The sequence below is a fragment of the Actinomycetota bacterium genome, assembly GCA_014360645.1.
In the GTDB taxonomy this organism is placed as follows: Bacteria; Actinomycetota; Geothermincolia; order Geothermincolales; family RBG-13-55-18; genus Solincola_B.
The window spans coordinates 246305-262433 of sequence record JACIXD010000002.1; the positions used below are offsets into that span (position 1 = coordinate 246305).

At 68.1% G+C, this 16129-nt stretch carries 13 protein-coding genes; 3 read left to right on the forward strand and 10 right to left on the reverse strand.

Annotation, left to right across the window (positions count from 1 at the left end; all coding sequences use genetic code 11):
• The first annotated feature begins 153 nt into the window (after positions 1-153).
• From H5T74_02590 to H5T74_02600, 3 genes are all read left to right on the forward strand, one after another.
• On the forward strand, positions 154-3699 hold the full coding sequence (locus H5T74_02590) for a glycosyltransferase (GenBank protein ID MBC7229266.1): 3546 nt from the start codon (positions 154-156) through the stop codon (positions 3697-3699).
• Positions 3699-4745, forward strand: coding sequence for an NAD-dependent epimerase/dehydratase family protein (locus H5T74_02595; GenBank protein MBC7229267.1), 1047 nt, complete (start codon positions 3699-3701; stop codon positions 4743-4745). Before H5T74_02590 ends, H5T74_02595 begins: the two co-directional genes overlap by 1 nt.
• A gap of 71 nt (positions 4746-4816) precedes the next feature.
• The gene (locus H5T74_02600; protein ID MBC7229268.1) at positions 4817-5944 is read left to right on the forward strand and encodes a DegT/DnrJ/EryC1/StrS family aminotransferase; all 1128 of its coding nucleotides are present in this window, start codon (positions 4817-4819) and stop codon (positions 5942-5944) included.
• Between the two features lie 233 nt (positions 5945-6177).
• Here the strand turns inward: H5T74_02600 and H5T74_02605 are convergent, their stop codons facing one another.
• The 10 genes from H5T74_02605 to glmS form a co-directional block, all read right to left on the reverse strand.
• Positions 6178-6696: a nitroreductase family protein gene (locus tag H5T74_02605; GenBank protein MBC7229269.1), complete on the reverse strand. Its 519-nt coding sequence runs from the start codon at positions 6694-6696 to the stop codon at positions 6178-6180.
• Between the two features lie 13 nt (positions 6697-6709).
• A complete protein-coding gene (locus H5T74_02610) occupies positions 6710-7657 on the reverse strand; it encodes a P1 family peptidase (GenBank protein ID MBC7229270.1) in 948 nt (315 codons plus the stop codon).
• 137 nt (positions 7658-7794) lie between these two features.
• Positions 7795-9273, reverse strand: a complete 1479-nt coding sequence (locus tag H5T74_02615) for an HD domain-containing protein (protein MBC7229271.1) — start codon at positions 9271-9273, stop codon at positions 7795-7797.
• A 92-nt stretch (positions 9274-9365) separates the two neighbouring features.
• Entirely contained in the window at positions 9366-9785 is a 420-nt protein-coding gene (locus H5T74_02620) for a hypothetical protein (GenBank protein MBC7229272.1), read from the reverse strand.
• Positions 9782-10393, reverse strand: coding sequence for an NTPase (locus H5T74_02625; protein ID MBC7229273.1), 612 nt, complete (start codon positions 10391-10393; stop codon positions 9782-9784). Before H5T74_02625 ends, H5T74_02620 begins: the two co-directional genes overlap by 4 nt.
• A 272-nt stretch (positions 10394-10665) precedes the next feature.
• Positions 10666-11799 (reverse strand): alanine racemase, encoded by a 1134-nt coding sequence (gene alr / locus H5T74_02630; protein MBC7229274.1) that lies wholly within the window; start codon positions 11797-11799, stop codon positions 10666-10668.
• Positions 11800-11829: 30 nt separating this feature from the next.
• Complete coding sequence (locus H5T74_02635; GenBank protein MBC7229275.1) at positions 11830-12285, reverse strand: CBS domain-containing protein; 456 nt, start codon at positions 12283-12285, stop codon at positions 11830-11832.
• The gene (locus H5T74_02640; GenBank protein ID MBC7229276.1) at positions 12282-13841 is read right to left on the reverse strand and encodes an NAD(P)H-hydrate dehydratase; all 1560 of its coding nucleotides are present in this window, start codon (positions 13839-13841) and stop codon (positions 12282-12284) included. The genes H5T74_02635 and H5T74_02640 overlap by 4 nt, the downstream gene beginning before the upstream one ends.
• A complete protein-coding gene (gene acpS, locus H5T74_02645) occupies positions 13838-14221 on the reverse strand; it encodes a holo-ACP synthase (GenBank protein MBC7229277.1) in 384 nt (127 codons plus the stop codon). The genes H5T74_02640 and acpS overlap by 4 nt, the downstream gene beginning before the upstream one ends.
• Positions 14222-14301: 80 nt before the next feature.
• Positions 14302-16128 (reverse strand): glutamine--fructose-6-phosphate transaminase (isomerizing), encoded by a 1827-nt coding sequence (gene glmS, locus H5T74_02650; protein ID MBC7229278.1) that lies wholly within the window; start codon positions 16126-16128, stop codon positions 14302-14304.
• Position 16129: the final 1 nt, after the last annotated feature.

Sequence of the window (16129 nt, forward strand, 5' to 3'; positions counted from 1 at the left end):
AACGAGCTGCGTCATCCGGCCTTTCGGGAGGGACGTATTTGCCTCGCCACCGGCCATGGGGTAATTTCTTGCTAGTCTTGTACCCATCCCGTCGCCCGACCGAGGCAGAGGACAGCCATGGCCGTCTTGCATGGAGCGGAGAGAAAACGCGGTTTGAGCCTTTGGCCCCTCGCCATAACCGCCCTGGTGCTGGCGGCTTTCTTCCACTCCATACTCACCCTCTCCAGGGTCCCCTGGATCTCCGACATCAAGTCCTACTACTACCCGGCCTGGCGCTATCTCTCCCAGGCCTTTCGTTCCGGTGGGCCTTCCCTGTGGTGTCCCGGGATTTACTGCGGCTTCCCCCTCTTCGCCGACAGCGAGACGGGGCTGTTCTACCCTCTCAACCTCCTTTTCTTCCAGCTCCCGGCCACCGCCGGTTTCAACTATTCCATCGTCCTCCACTACCTCCTCGGGGGCTTTTTCACCTACGCCTACTGCCGGCGCCTGAACCTGGCGCGCTCCTCCTCGCTCTTCGCCTCCCTGCCCTTCGTGCTGGGCGGTTTCTTCCTGGCCCACCTGGTACACCCCAACACCATCGCCACCGCCGCCTGGATACCCCTCTTCCTCTACTTCCTCGAGCGCGCGCTCGCCGAGGGCAGGCCGTCCTTCCACCTCGCGGCGGGAGGGGTGATCGGACTGCAGTGCCTCTCCGGTTTCCTGATGATCCCGCTCATGGAGGCGTTGCTGGCCTTTTTCTACATCGTCTTCTACCGCTTCGAGGGCGAGGGGACGGGGCGGAAAGAGGCGTTGCGCAACCTCGCCTGGCTCGCCCTGGCCTTGGCGCTGGGGATGGGTCTGGGCATGGTGCAGAACCTTCCCAGTTATTACCTGGTGCAGAACTCCTACCGCGCGGGGGGGCTCTCCGAGAAGGTCGCCGCCATCGGAAGCCTGCCCCCCGCACAGCTCCTGGGGGTGGTCTTTCCCCGCCTCTTCGGACGCGGCATCGCCCAGGGAGACTACCTGGGCGCCTGGACCTTCGAGGAGACCTACGCCTACATGGGGATACTCCCCCTCCTCTTCGCCTCTGCGGCGCTGCTGCGACCGCGCCGTCGCCACGCCGTCTTCTTCCTCTGGGTCGGCGCCGTATCCCTGGTCCTGAGTCTCGGGAAGTACGGCCTCCTGTGGTCGGCGGTCCGCCACCTTCCCGGCTTCAGCGTGCTCAAGGGGTCGAGCAGGTTCATCCTCACCTTCAACCTCTCCCTGGCGGTGCTGGGAGGGATGGGCTTCGAGCGCTGGCGCGGCGCGGAGTTTCCCTCCCGGCTGTCAACGACCCTTTCCCGTGCCTGGATAAAAACGGGCGCGATCGCAACGGGGCTCACCGCCCTTTTCGTTCTCCTCTACCGCTTCAACCTGCTGTGGTTCAGGGACCTGGCCACGGCCACGGCCAGGCCCCTGCTGGAGGGCATCAAGCTGCCCACCCACCAGGTCCTGGACGGCCTGGTGTCCTTCTTCACCGCTCCGCGCCTGGAGTTCCTTCTCCCCCTGGTGATGCTCGCTCTCTTCCTGCTCCTCCTGCGCACCGAGGGAGGAGCGGGACGGGGATACGGCCCCAGCCGCCTCAAGTTGTTCATCGTAGTGGGCCTGGCGGTGGCGGATGTCTTCGTCTTCGGCAGCTTCGTGCTCAAGCCGGTGCCCCGGGCGCGCGCGGACTTCAAGCCCCAGGTCGTCTCCTTCCTCGAGGAGCACGCCGGCGATGCGCGGGTGGCCATGGCCAAGGAGCCGGGGGTGGACCGCGGGGAGTTCCCCCTCTGCTCCAACCAGCTTCTTCCCTACGGGCTCGAGGACGCCTTCGGATTCTCCACCATACCTCCCGCGCGCCTCGACCGCTTCCTGGCTCTGGCGAACAACCGGCCCGAGACCTCCGCCTTCGCGCTCCTCGGCGTGCGCCTGCTCTTCTCCAGCCTTTCCAGGGTGGGGGATACCGCCTACGATCTCTCCGACCCCTATCCCATACCCGGAGGCCTCGGCTCCGTGAGCTACGCCTTCCCGCAGGACACCTCGGGAAGGGAGCTCCGTCTCCTCCTGGACGGCAAGATCCTCGAATCCAGCGCCTCGGGACGCCTGTGCGTGAAGCTGAACTCCATAATCAACGGCCGCGTGACCAGGCAACCCGTGCTTCTTCTACATAAGGACACGGGTCGCGACGCCTTCTTCCTCGAGCTCATCGACACCGAGCAGGCCGCTTCCTTCGAGCGCACGCGGTTCAAGTCTCCCGGTTACGGCCGGGGGCGCGACGCCCTGGAGATCAGGGTCCCTCTCCCCCGGCTCGGCGAGGCGGACGAGATCGTCCTGACCACCCTCTGCGACCCGTCCCTCGCGGGGACCCGCCTGGCGGCCCTCACGGCCATCGACGAGGACGGAAGGCGCGTGCCCCTCACCGCCTGGCCGTCCGTCTTCAGTGACGGCAGGTTCGCCGTTTACGAGCTGCCGGGCGACCGCTTCCCAGCCTACCCGGCCAACGAGGTCTCCTGGAGCCAGGACTGGAAGGAGGCTGTGGACCGCGCCTTCCGCGAGAGGAAGGGTCCCGGCGAGGTCATCCTGGTGGAGAACGAGGTGGACGCCGAGACGCGGGAGGCCGTCACGAGGCTCCCGTCGGCACGGGAGGAGCCTTCCGTGGAGATGGTGGAGCGCGGGGGGAGCGGCATGTCCCTGCGCGTCAACAGCGATTCAGGCTTCATCCTGGTCATACCCTTGAACTATCTCCCCGGCTGGAGGGCGACGGTGGACGGGACGGGGACGAGGCTCTTCTCCGCCAACGGTTTCATGACCGCCCTCTACCTCCCGGCAGGAGACCACGAGGTGCGCCTCGCTTACCGCCCGCCCGGCCTCGTGGGAGGCGCGGCGCTATCGGCGTTCTCCCTGCTCCTCCTCTCGCTCCTCTTCGTCCTCGCGAGGAGGCGCGAGGCGGGAGAGACGGCGGCCCCTGGGGGCGAGAAGCCCGCGGCCGGGCCGGCGGGGGGGAGCATCAGCGCCTTCTTCCCGTGCTACAACGACTCCGCCACCCTCAAGGGGCTCATAGAGAAGGCCCTCTCCGTGCTCGCGGAGCTCACCGACGATTACGAGGTGATCGTGGTAGACGACGGGAGCGCGGACTCCTCCAGCGAGGTGATAGACACCCTCGCCGCATCCTACCGGAAGGTCCGCGTGGTCAGGCACGACCGCAACCGAGGCTACGGCGCGGCCCTGCGCAGCGGTATAAAGACCTCCAGCAAGGACTGGGTCTTCTACACCGACAGCGACGGACAGTACGATGTCGAGGACCTCCGTCGGCTGTATGCCTTGAGCGGCACCGCCGACGTGGTCAACGGCTACAAGGTGGGGCGCAGCGACGCCTGGTACCGCAGGCTCCTGGGGTCTGCCTATAACCGGCTGGTGCATTTCGCCTTCGCCATCCCCATCCGCGACGTGGACTGCGACTTCAGGCTCATGCGCGGAGACCTGGTGCGCGGACTCCACCTGCGCTCCGAAGGGGGGGCCATCTGCGTGGAGCTGGTCAAGGAGCTGCAGGCGGCAGGGGCCGTCTTCGCGGAGACGCCGGTGGGACATTACCCGCGCGCCGAGGGCAGGAGTCAGTTCTTCCGCCTGAAAAACCTGCTTGTCATGGTAAGGGAGATTACGGCACTATGGTGGAGGATGCAGAAGAAGGGAGTGGTTTGATGGGCGAACCCGCCCCGCTTCAGGAAAGGTATGCCGGCAAGAGCGTCCTGGTCACGGGCGGATTGGGGTTCATCGGCAGCGGCCTGGTGCGCCGGTTACTGCGCATGGAGGCTTGCGTCACCGTCATCGACGCCTGCTTCCCCGACCAGGGCGCCAACCTCTTCAACCTCAAGGAGGTGCTCGACGAGGTCGTCCTGGTGGTCGCGGACATCGGACGCGTGGAGGACATCTCGGCGTACCTTGTGGACCAGGACTACGTCTTCAACCTGGCCGCCTGCATAAGCCACGTGGGGTCGATGCGCGACCCCATGCGGGACCTGGAGCGCAACTGCGTGAGCCAGCTGCGTTTCCTGGGCGCGCTCACGGAGCTGAGTCCGGGAACCCGCGTCCTGTACACGGGCTCGCGCAGCCAGTACGGAAGCCCACTATACCTCCCCGTGGACGAGGACCACCCCCTCAAGCCCGTGGATTTCAACGGGGTGCACAAGACGGCGGTGGAGGAATACCACCGCATACTCCACGAGCTGGGCAAGCTGCGCTACACCTCGCTGCGCCTCACCAACATCTACGGTCCCCGGCACCAGATGCACAACGACGGTCAGGGCTTCCTGAACTGGTTCATACGCCAAGCCCTGGCGGGCCAGGAGATATGCGTTTACGGCGACGGCGCTCAGAAGCGGGATTTCCTATACGTCGACGACGCGGTGGATGCCATCCTCGCCGCCGCCTCCGACCCCCGGTGCGAGGGCCGCGTCTTCAACCTCGCCTCCGGGGTCGCGGTGAGCGTGCTGGAGGCGGCGTCCATCATCTGCGAGCTCGCCGGCAACGGCTACCGCTGCGCCCCCTACCCCCCCGATGCGGGAGCGGTGGAGCCCGGGGATATCCGTCTCGACGGCTCGCGGCTGCAGGCACTGCTGGGGTGGCGGCCCCGTACAGACCTCAAGGAAGGCATCTCCAGGACCCTGTCCTTCTACCGCCGCCACGGGCTGCGCTATTTCCGGGAGGGAAAGGCGCGCGTGGCGCTCAAGGGGGGTGCCCCGGGATGAGGTGCGTTTCCGGCAGGACGCCCGCATACGCGCCCCGTCCGGGATATCGCGGCGGATCGGGCTAGTATCCCATGGGCGACATCCGCGTCCCCTTCCTGGACCTCTCGCGCCATGACCGGGCTCTGCTCCCGGAGCTCTCCGCGGCATTCTCGCGCGTTCTGCAGGGAGGGAGGTTCGTGCTCGGCCCCGAGGTATCCGCGTTCGAGGAGGAGTTCGCCTCCTTCTGCGGCGCGAGGCACGCGGTAGGGGTGGCCTCGGGGACGGACGCCATCGTCCTCGTCCTCAGGGCGCTGGGGATAGCTCCGGGAGATGAGGTGGTGACTCCCGCCCTCTCCGCTCCCCCCACCGCCGTAGCCGTCTCCCTGGCCGGAGGACGGCCTCTCTTCGTGGATATCGACCCCGCAACCCGCTGTATCGACCCCTCGCAGGTCGAGAGGTCCATCGGCCCCCGCACCCGCTTCCTCCTGGCGGTGCATCTCTACGGCCGCCTCGCGGAGACGGAGGAGCTGTCACGGATCGCGGACGGTCACGGCCTGGTGCTGGTGGAGGACTGCGCGCAGGCCCACGGCGCCCGCCGCAACGGCCGCTCCGCGGGCACCTGGGGACGGGCGGGCTGCTACAGTTTCTACCCCACCAAGAACCTGGGGGCGTACGGGGACGGCGGCGCGGTGATCACCGATGATGCGCAGCTCGCGCGCCGCCTGCGCGAGCTGCGGGATTACGGCCGCGTGGATCGAGACCGCATCGCGGAGGTGGGGACGAACAGCCGCCTGGACGAGCTGCAGGCGGCCTTCCTGCGCGTCAAACTGGGAAGACTGGAGGAATGGAACCGCCGCCGCAGGGATCTGGCGCGCCGCTACTGGGAGGAGCTGGAAGGCCTGCCCCTCGACCTCCCGGAATGGGACGGAATGGAGGACCACTGTTTTCACCTCTGGGTGGCGGCCTGCGAGGAACGCGATGCCCTGCGCGCCTGGCTGGCGGAAGAGGGCATCGAGACCGCCGTCCACTATCCCGTGCCCCTGCACCTCCAGGCGCCTTACCTCGAGGGGGGGAAGCCGGCCTTCTCATGCCCGGAGGCGGAGCGTTTCTGCGCCAGGGCCATCTCCCTCCCCCTGCATCCCTCGCTCTCGGAGGACGAGCAGGATGCGGTGATCTCCGCGGTGAAGGGCTTTTTCCGCCGGCGTCGGAAGACGGCATGACCTCCGCATCCGCAAGCACTTCCGGTATCCTTACATTTATTACCAAGTGCCACGCAGGTACGGTATCCGTGTTTCGTGCCGCCCCCCGTGCTCGGATCCGCGTCTTGCATCGACATCCGGCGGCACCGCGCAGGTCAGAGACAGGTGATCAGGCGCATGCAGTCCATCTTCCGCGGCTGCGCCTCCTCGCGCGCCGCACAACCCGTGAGGAAGATCCGCTTCGCAGTGCCCGGTCAGAGATAGGTGGTCAGGCGCATGCAGTCCATCTTCCGCGGCTGCGCCTCCTCGCGCGCCGCATATCCCACCGGTACCAGGGCCAGGGGCCTTATGTCCCGCGCCAGGCGGAGTTCGCGCGCCACCTCCTCCTCCCGGAATGCCCCCACCCAGCAGGCCCCAAGACCGAGGGCGGTGGCGCAGAGCAGCATATTCTGGGTGGCCGCCGCGGTGTCCTGCACGGCGTAGAGCTCCACCCCGCGCCTGCCGTAGGCGGCGGCGTGGGCGGCGAGGTCGGCGCACACCACGATGACCACGGGAGCCTCGGCCACGAAGGACTGGCCCAGGGCCGCCTTTGCCAGGCGCTCCTTCAATCCCGCGTCGCGCACCACCACGAAGCGCCACGGCTGCACGTTCCCGGCCGAGGGCGCCTGGCAGGCGCAGCGCAGGAGCTCCTCCACGAGCTCGTCCGCCACCTCCCTGTCCGCACGGAAGGAACGCACGCTGCGCCTCTTCTCCATGGCCTCGAACACGTCCATGTCGCGCCCCTCCTCACACCAGGTCGGCGTGGGCGGGAATGCCCGCCACTCCCTTCGCGTGCAGTACCGCGTTGCGCACCGCGCGCGCCATCAGCTCCGCGGCCATGATCCCCACCACATCCGCGGAAGCCTCCACCTCCCCCGTGGCCGCCGCGAAGACCAGATCTCCGTCCACCTTGGTGTGGCTGGGGGAGATGGCCCGGGCGAAACCGTTGTGGGCTCTCTGGGCCACCCAGTTCACGTCGGTCTTGCCGAGGCGCGCGTTGCTCACGACCACCCCCAGGGTGGTGTTGGTGAAGGGCATGACATAACCGCCGCCCAGGGAGGACTCGATGAGCGATTGCGTGCCCGCGAACCCCCCCTCGGGGAGGCGCGCCCCCGCCAGCACCCGCCCCTCTTCGTCCACCACGTCCCCGAAGGCGTTGACCACCGCCAGGGCGAGCATCTTCAAGCCCTCTCCCTCGAAGAACGCCGTGCCCAGGCCGCTCTTGGTGGCGTTGGCGGGGCCCAGCATCATCCCCACCGTGGCGCCCATCCCCGCGCCCACGTTCCCCTGGCGCGTGGGGTCATCGCTCGCGTCCAGGCAGGCGCGGTAGCCCATCTCCGCGTCCGGCCGGGCACCAGGATCTCCCACCGCCAGGTCGAAGATCACCGCCGCGGGCACGATGGGAACGCGCGCCACCCCGGTGTCGAAGCCGATGCCCCTTTCCTCGAGGTAACGGACCACTCCGGTGGCGGCGGCGAGCCCGAAGGCGCTGCCGCCGGAAAGCACGAAGGCGTGTATCTCCTCCACCAGGTTCACGGGATGGAGCAGGTCCGTCTCCCGCGTCCCCGGAGCACCTCCCCGCACATCCACGCCGCCCTTGGTGCCCGGGGGAAGCAGCACTACCGTGCACCCCGTGAGCCCGTTCTCGTCATGCGCATGCCCCACCCTCACGCCGTCTATCGCCCACTCTGCCATGGATCCCTCCTTGCCCGCACATAACGTGGGTACCCACCGGAAAACGCCTGCCCCTACACGGTCCATTGCGGCTTCCGCGGCGGGCCCCAGCTCCGGCGTCCGCCCTCACCGCCGCCCTCGGCCGCGCCGCGTGCGCCTCAATCGGCGCGGTGGATCAGGTCCCGGGCGAACCGCAGGGCGTCCTCCCTGCTCTTGAGCACCCCCTCCATCTGCGCCGCGCGCACTTCCCTCAGTATCTCCCCCACGAAAGGGCCCTCCGGTAGGTGGAACTCGCGGACGAGGTCTCTCCCCATGATCAGGGGAGGGGTCTCCCTCTCGCGACCGTGCTCCTCCAGGAGAGCGGCGCAGAAAGCCACGTAGCGCTCCAGTTTGTCCGGGGTGGAGAGGGGTCCCCGGGTCGCGCGGCGGTCGGCCACCGAGAGGAGGACCACGTCCACCAGCTCTTCCCCCAGGCGCGAGAGGAGGTGGCGCAGCCGCCTGCGGGTGGGTCGGTCCACCACCGCCAGCCCGATATCCATGTGCTTCGCCACCACGTCGACCACGTAGTCTCCCGCCCGGCGAGAAAGCCGCAGTCTTTCCGTCAGCTCCCGCGCCGCCCCGCGGCTGTGCTCCTGGTGGGAATAGAAATGGATGCGTCCCGAGGCGTCTCGCGACACCGTCTCAGCCTTGCCGGCGTCGTGATAGAGAGCCGCGAGGCGCAGGAAGGCCTTGCGGGGATAGAGGTCCTGGAGCGGCTCCTCCATGCGCTCCCGGATATGGTCCTCGTGGCCCGGGAACATCCCCCCGGGATCGGCGATCAGGCGGTCGAGTTCCTCCAGGGTGAGCAGGGTGTGCGACCATACGTCCAGGTGGTGGTAGGCGTTCTGCTCCAGGCCCACCAGGGGCACGAGGTGCGGGAACACGTACTGCATGAGGCCCGTGGACTCGAGGTCCGCGAAGATGGGGGCGGTGTCCGGGATGAGCAGCGTCTCCAGCAGCTCCACCGCCACGCGCTCCCCCGGCGTCCTGGTGACCAGGGGGGCGTATTTCTTCATGTGGTTCAAAGTGCGCTCCTCGTATTCCAGGCCCAGGACGTGCCGAAAGCGCAGGGCACGCACCAGCCGCACCGGGTCCATGAGAAAGGACTCGTTGGAGCACTCGCGCAGGATGCCCCGGGAGAGGTCCCGCCATCCGTAATGCTTGTCCACCAGGTCGCGCGGCAGCCACAGCCCTCCCGCCGCCAGCCTCTCCACCTCGAGGGCCATGGCGTTGACGGTGAAGTCGCGGTAGGAGAGGTCCTCCTCGACGCTCATGCCCCTGATGGGAGAGAAATCCAGGGTGCGCCTGCCGTCCCCGCCGCTCGCGACCACCACGCGGTGCGCCCTCTCCTCCTCGTGCAGCACGAAGGCCTTGCCTCCGAAGCGTGCGGCGACCTCCGCGGCCACCGCCGCGGGGTCGGCGGAGGTGATGAAATCGATATCCGCGGGCACGGCGCCCAGGAAGTAATCCCTTAGATAACCTCCCACGAGATAGAGCTCCCCCCGGCGCCGGGAGGCGAGAAAGGAGAGCAGCGAGCCCATGAAGGGGTCCGCCCTCTTCAGTTCATCCAGGTCCATGGTCTTGGGGAGGGACCGCAATTCTCTCCTCCGCTAGGCAAGCCGCTTTCCCGACCCCACATTATAACCCAGTGACGGCGTCCCGGCGGCCATGCCGCGCCTCCGCGGGGTCCTCAGTCCCGGGTCCAGTAGACGCGGGCGAAGTCGGAATGGTGCTGCCACTGGATGTCCAGGTGGCCGGAATACGCCTTCTCGAACTCCTTGCCCAGCCTTTCCGCCAGGGTGCGGTCGGTGGTCTCTATGACGATCTCGTCCTTTTTCTCCTCTATATGGTAGATGCGCGCCGCGATGTTCTTGCGCAGCTTTTTCTGGGCCACGCTGCGTATGAGGTTCTTTACCTCCTCGCGGTGTCTGGCCACGAAGTCCCCCCTGAGATAGACCACGCCGTCCACCTGTCCGCGCGCCACCCGCTCGCACCCCGGGCAGAGGTGCTTCTCCCATCCGTTGCCCTTCATGGCCTTCTCGCGGACGGGTTCGTTGAAATCCCACTTCTGGTCGACGCAAACGGCGTAGCAGGACGGACATATCTTCATGGCTCCGTACCTCCTTCGGGATCCGCGCAAACACCATCTTCAGCCAGCAGGTTCAACAACTCCTCATATATCACCCCCGCAATCTCGTCGCGGTTGGAAACGGACAGCCCGTGCACCCGCACGTCCTCACGCTCCAGCAGGCGGCGCGTGAGGGGATTATCCCCCGCTTGCACGGTGGCAAGCAGGGGCAGGGGGGAATCGAAGAGGCCGGGTAGCAGGGAGCGGAAGGAATCCGAGCACAGCTCCATGCGTCCTATCTCGTCCACGACCAGGAGGTCGAAATCTTCGTCGCCGGTGTCCAGTGCTCTCAAGGCCACCCTCTCGAAGGCCAGCGTATCGACGCCGTATTTTCCCACCCGGGGGCCTACGCGGCGCGCCGCGTGCGCGAGGACCGCCGTCTCCCCTGCCAGGTCCCGTACCATGAAACCGACCCGGGAGGATCCCTCTCTCATCTCCTCGGTCACGAAGCCCCTCGCCTTGAACCCGGCCGCGGCGAGCTCCCGGACCACCTTGAGCACCAGGGTGGTCTTGCCGCAACCAGGCCGCCCGGTCACCAGGATGTTGCGGAGCGTCCTCCCTTCCCGGCTAACGCTCACGCCCTCCGCCACACGAGCCTCCCCGCCGCTTCGGCCATGCCCTGCCCCCGCAAGATGCTCCGTGCCTCACGCGCCCCCCGGTACCGGCGTCCTCCATGGCGCCGGAACGCCGCGCCTACGGCGCCTTTCCCCCGCGGGAGCGCCACACCCCGGCCACCGCATCCCGTGTACCCGCTTACATATCGTGCATATTAATCCTACCCCGCCCCTCCAGCGTTAAACCGCCGCCGTCCCGGGGCGGGAACGGCGGCCATCAGGCCTCTGCTCCCCGCCTGCGCGCGACCCTAGAGGCGGTGGAGATAGCATCTCGGCACCCGCTTACCGATGGCGCATACCACCTCGTAGTTGATGGTCCCGAGCTCCGCCGCCATGCGCTCCACGCCCACCGACTCCTCCCCGTAGCCGCCTATGACCGTCACCTCCTGGCCGGGCTCGTAGCGGTCTTCCCCGAGGTCTACCATGCAGAGGTCCATGCAGATGGTGCCCACCTGGGGGTAGCTCCTCCCGTCGATGAGCACCTCCCAGCATCCCGAGAGGGCGCGGTTCAGCCCGTCGGCGTAGCCCAGCGGCAGGACGGCTATCCAGGTATCCCGGGCACAGCGATACCTCAGTCCGTAGCTCACCCCCTCTCCGCCGCGCGCCCTCAGCAGGTGGCTGATGCGCGTGCGCAGGGAGAGCGCCGGCCTCAAGTCCAGCTTCTCCCGGAAGGCCTCGCCGGGAAGGAGGCCGTACATGGCTATCCCCAGCCTGATCATGTCCAGGCGCAGGTGGGGCAGGGCGGCGGCCGCCCCGGAGGCCGCAACGTGGCGCATGGGCACGCGCAGGCCCTTCCTTTCCAGGTCCCGGAGGACGCCCGCGAAGGCCTCGCCCTGACGGAGATTGAAAGGGTGTTCGGGATCCGAACCCATGGCCAGGTGGGTGCAGACCCCTTCGAGGAGGAGCCCCGGGTCGGCGGATATCTCCTCCGCAAGGGAGGGGACCTCCTCAGGGGCGGCGCCCACGCGGTGCATCCCGGTATCCACCTCCAGGTGCACCGGCACCCTCTTACCCGCCGCTGCTGCGGCACGAGACAGCTCGCGTAAGAACCCGCGCGTGTAGACGGTGGGGGTCAAGGAGAGCTCGATCACCCTTGCCGCCGCCTCCGGGGGAGGCTCGAAGAGAAGGTGCACCGGCGCTTCGAGGCCCGCCTCTCGGAGCTCCTCCCCCTCCTCCACCAGGGCCACACCCAGCCGTGTCGCCCCCGCCTGCAGGGCGGCCCGCGCCGTCTCCACCGCGCCGTGGCCGTAGCCGTCGGCCTTGACCACCGCCATGACCTCGCATCCGGGTCCGGCCATCTCCACGAAGAGGCCCACGTTGTGGCGGATGCACTCCAGGTCCACCACCGCGCGCGTGGGCCTCCAGCCCTCTCTCCCCTTCAACCCCGTCCGCCCCCTCGGAAGACTCCGACCTCAAGCCCCGCTCAGGGTCCTGAGGATGTCCTGGCGTGTGACCACGCCCTCCAGGCGCCCTTCCTCCAGAACCAGAACGTACTCCAGGTCCTTTTCCACCATGAGGGTGGCGACCTCCTCCACGCTGACCAGGGGACCCACGGCGGGAAAATCGCTCTCCATGACCTCGCCCGCGGTGGCGCCCACCGCCTGGCGCAGCTCCTTTTCGAAGCGCTTGAGGGACCCGGGCAGCATGATATAGCTTTCCAGAAAATGGATAAAAGTGGGGAAATGGACCTTGGCGTCCTGGTGCACCAGGTCCTCCTCGTCCACCACCCCCAGCACCCGACCGTCCTCGCCCACCACGGGGAGGAGGCGGATACGGTTCTCCACCATGATCTGCGCCATCTCCTTCACCGTGGCTTCCGGACCCACGGTGATGACCTCCCGGCTCATGATGTCACGCGCCGCTTTCACCTTTTCGCACCCCTTTCGCCTTCCTTCATCAGGGCCGTGAGCGCCAGGGGGAGGTGGGCGACGATGTCTCCCGCCAGCATCCCCACCGCTCCCGTCAACTGCGCGGCGATCCCCGCCGCCCTGGCGTGTACGTAGACCCCGCATATCCCCGCCTGTACGGGATCCAGGCCTTGGGCCAGGAATGCCGCCGCGCAGCCGGTGAGGACGTCGCCGCTTCCCGCCGTGGCCAGGGCGGGCAGGGCTACGGGGTTGATGTGCAGCCGGCCCCGGGGCGAGGCCACTATGGTGTAGGCTCCCTTGAGCGCCACTGCGCATCCGAAATCTCCCGCGGCCCGCGCCGCGCATTCCAGGCGCGAGCGCTGCACCTCCCGCGCGCCCGACCCGAGCAGGCGTCCCAGCTCGCCGGGGTGGGGGGTGATGAGGGTCGGCCATGCCCTGTCCCGCAGCGCTCCCGGAAAGGCGGCGGCGCAGTTGATGCCGTCCGCGTCCAGCACCAGCGGTCTGCGAGCCCGCCGCAGCAGCCCCTCCACCACCCTCGCCGTGGAGGGAGCGGTCCCCAGCCCGGGACCCAGCGCCAGGGCGTCGTAGCCCTCCAGCGCCTCCAGCACCGTATCCAATGCCTCCTCCGCCAGGTGCCCGCGTTCGTCCGGGAGGGGAAGGGTCATGACCTCGGTGAGCTTGACCTCCATGATGGCGTTGAGGGAACGCGGGATGCCCAGGGTCACCACCCCGGCCCCCGCCCGCATGGCGGAACGCGCGCAGAGCGCCGCCGCACCCGTGAGCCCCTCGCTTCCCGCCACCACCAGCACGCGACCGCATTCACCCTTGTGGGCATCGAGTCTCCGGCGGGGGAGCAGCGCCGCCACCTCCGCCTCTTCGACGGTCTCGATGTCGCTCTCCACCACCTCTCCCAGCAGACTCCCGGGGATGCCGATATCCACCACCACCAGTTCCCCCACCAGCTCCGCGCCGGGAAACAGGTACTGGCCCACCTTAGGCCAGGCGAAGGTCACCGTACGCGCCGCCCTCACCGCCGGCCCCTCCACGCCTCCCGTCGCAGCGTCCATCCCCGAGGGCACGTCCACGGCCAGCACGGGGGCGCCGCTCGCGTTCACGGCCTCGATGGCCCGGGCATGCACTCCCTCCGCCGCGCCGCGGAAACCGGTTCCGAAGACCGCGTCGATCACCAAGTCATGGCCCTCTCCCTCAAGCCTCTTCAGGCCCTCCTCGGCCCCCACCACCTCTCCTCCCGCCTCCAGGAGGCGTTCGTGGTTGGCGGCCGCGTCCCGGCTGAGCTCCGACGCTTCCCCGAGGAGCACCACCAGCGTCTCCGCCCCCCAGCCCGAGAGGTACCGCGCGGCCACCAGTCCGTCGCCCCCGTTGTTGCCCCTTCCCGCCACCACCGCGATCCTCTTGCCCGCGCAGAGCCCCAGCATGTCCCGCGCCTGCTCGGCCACGTGCCTTCCAGCCCTTTCCATGAGCTCGAGCGACGGCGTGCCCGCCTCTATCGCCGCGCGGTCCAGGGCGGCCATCTCGGCCGGGTATACCACCCTCATGGTCCCTCCCCCACGGCCTGCGCCACCGCCACCACCATGTCGCGGGTGTGCGAGACGCTCACCAGCACATCGCTTATCCCCAGGCTGGCGGCCAACTCCTTCGCCTTCCCGGAGAGGACCAGGCGGGGCCGCCCGTCCTCCTCCGCCAGCAGCTCGACCTCGCGCCACGAGAAACCCCGCATCCCGGTGCCCAGGGCCTTCGCCGTCGCCTCCTTGGCGGCGAAACAGGCGGCGTAGCGCACGGCGGGGCGCGAGCAGTCCCGGCACCTCTCCGCCTCACGGGGCGAAAAGAGGCGCGGCACGAAGCCCTCGTGCCGCGCCACGGCCCTCTCGATCCTCTCCACCTCTACCAGGTCCACCCCTATCCCCAGGACACGCATATACTCCCCTACGTCCCTTCCTCTCGGAAAGGAGACGCGGTCACGGCATTCTTCTTCCTTGCGCCCCGCCTTCCCTTTCCTCACTCCACGGTGACCGTCTTTGCCAGGTTGCGGGGCTGGTCAACGTTGCAGCCCCGCATCTTGGCGATATGGTAGGCGAAGAGCTGCAGGGCCGGGGCCAGCACCACGGGGTTGAAATGCGGCCTGACCTCGGGGACCCAGATGACCTCGTCGCAGAAGCCTTCCACTTCCGCGTCTCCCCTGGTGGCCAGGGCGATCACCGGCGCCTGCCTCGCCCGCACCTCCTCGATGTTGTTGCGTACCTTGTCGTAGATGGGGTCGCGGGGGATGAGGGCCACCACCGGGAAACCGGGATGAAGGAGGGCTATGGGGCCGTGTTTCATCTCTCCCGCCGGGTAGCCCTCGGCGTGGATGTAGGATATCTCCTTCAGCTTCAGGGCCGCCTCCATGGCCATGGGATAGTTGATGTTGCGCCCCAGGAAGAGGAAGTCCTCGCAGCGGCAGTACTTGTCCGCGCAGGCCTCGACGGCCTCGGTGTCCTGGAGCACCTCCTCTATGGAAGCGGTGAGGCCCTCGAGGTAGGAGAACACCTTGCGCACGAACCCCTCCTCCAGCAGCCCTCTCTCCTGTCCCAGGTAGAGGCCGAGGAGGTAGACCGCCGCCATCTGCGACATGAAGGTCTTGGTGGCCGCCACGCCGATCTCCAGGCCGGCATGGGTATAGAGCACCCCGTCGGATTCCCGCGCCATCATGCTTCCCACCACGTTCACGATGGAGAGGGAGGGGGCCCCGCAGCGCGCCGCCCAGCGCACCGCCCCCATGGTGTCCAGGGTCTCCCCCGACTGACTCACCGCCACCACCAGGCAGGAGGGGTCCAGGCGCGGCTCGCGGTAATAGAACTCCGAGGCTATGTCCACCTCCACGGGGATGTCCATCCAGGTCTCGATGATGTAGCGGCCCAGCAGGGAGGCATGGTAGGAGGTGCCGCAGGCCACGAAGATGATGCGGCGGATGGAGCCGAAGTCGATGCCGTGGCCTTCCAGCTCCTCGATGCGCAGCCTTCCCGTCCTGCCCACACGCCCGCGCAGGGTATCCCGCCATGCCTGGGGCTGCTCGTATATCTCCTTGAGCATGAAGTCGGCGTAACCGCCCTTCTCCACCGCCGAGACGTCGTAGGGGACCTCGAAGGGTTGGCGCTCCACCGGCCTTCCCTCCATGTCCGTGAGCTTCCAGGTTTCCCTGGTAATCCTTGCCAGCTCACCGTTCTCCAGCGCTAGGGCGCGGCGTGTGCAGTCCAGCAGCGCCGGGGTGGCGGAGGCCAGGAGGTTCTCGTTCTCGCCCAGCCCCAGGACCAGCGGGCTGTCCTTGCGCGCCCCCACCAGCACCCCGGGCTCGCGGGAGGACATCACCACCAGAGCGTAGGCGCCCTCCAGTTTCCGCAGGGCCTTTCTCACCGCCTCCAGGAGGTCCCCCTCGAACTCCTCCTCCACCAGGTGGGCCACCACCTCGGAGTCGGTCTGGGAACGGAAGCGGTGCCCGCGCGCGGACAGTTCCTCGCGCAGCTCCTGGAAGTTCTCGATGATGCCGTTGTGCACCACCGCTATCTCCTCCCCGCAGTCGAGATGGGGGTGGGCGTTCTCGGTGGTGGGGTGCCCGTGGGTGGCCCAGCGGGTGTGGGCGATGCCCGTGGATACGCCGTCGGGAAGCCGGCCCAGGTGAGGTTCCAGGCTGTCCAGGTTCCCCCTGCGCTTGAGCAACGCGATCCCGCCGCCGTCGAGCAGCGCTATCCCCGCGGAGTCGTATCCGCGGTACTCCAGGCGGCGCAGCCCGCGGAAGAGGACCTCCTTCACGGGGCGCTCACCGACATAACCGATGATGCCGCACATC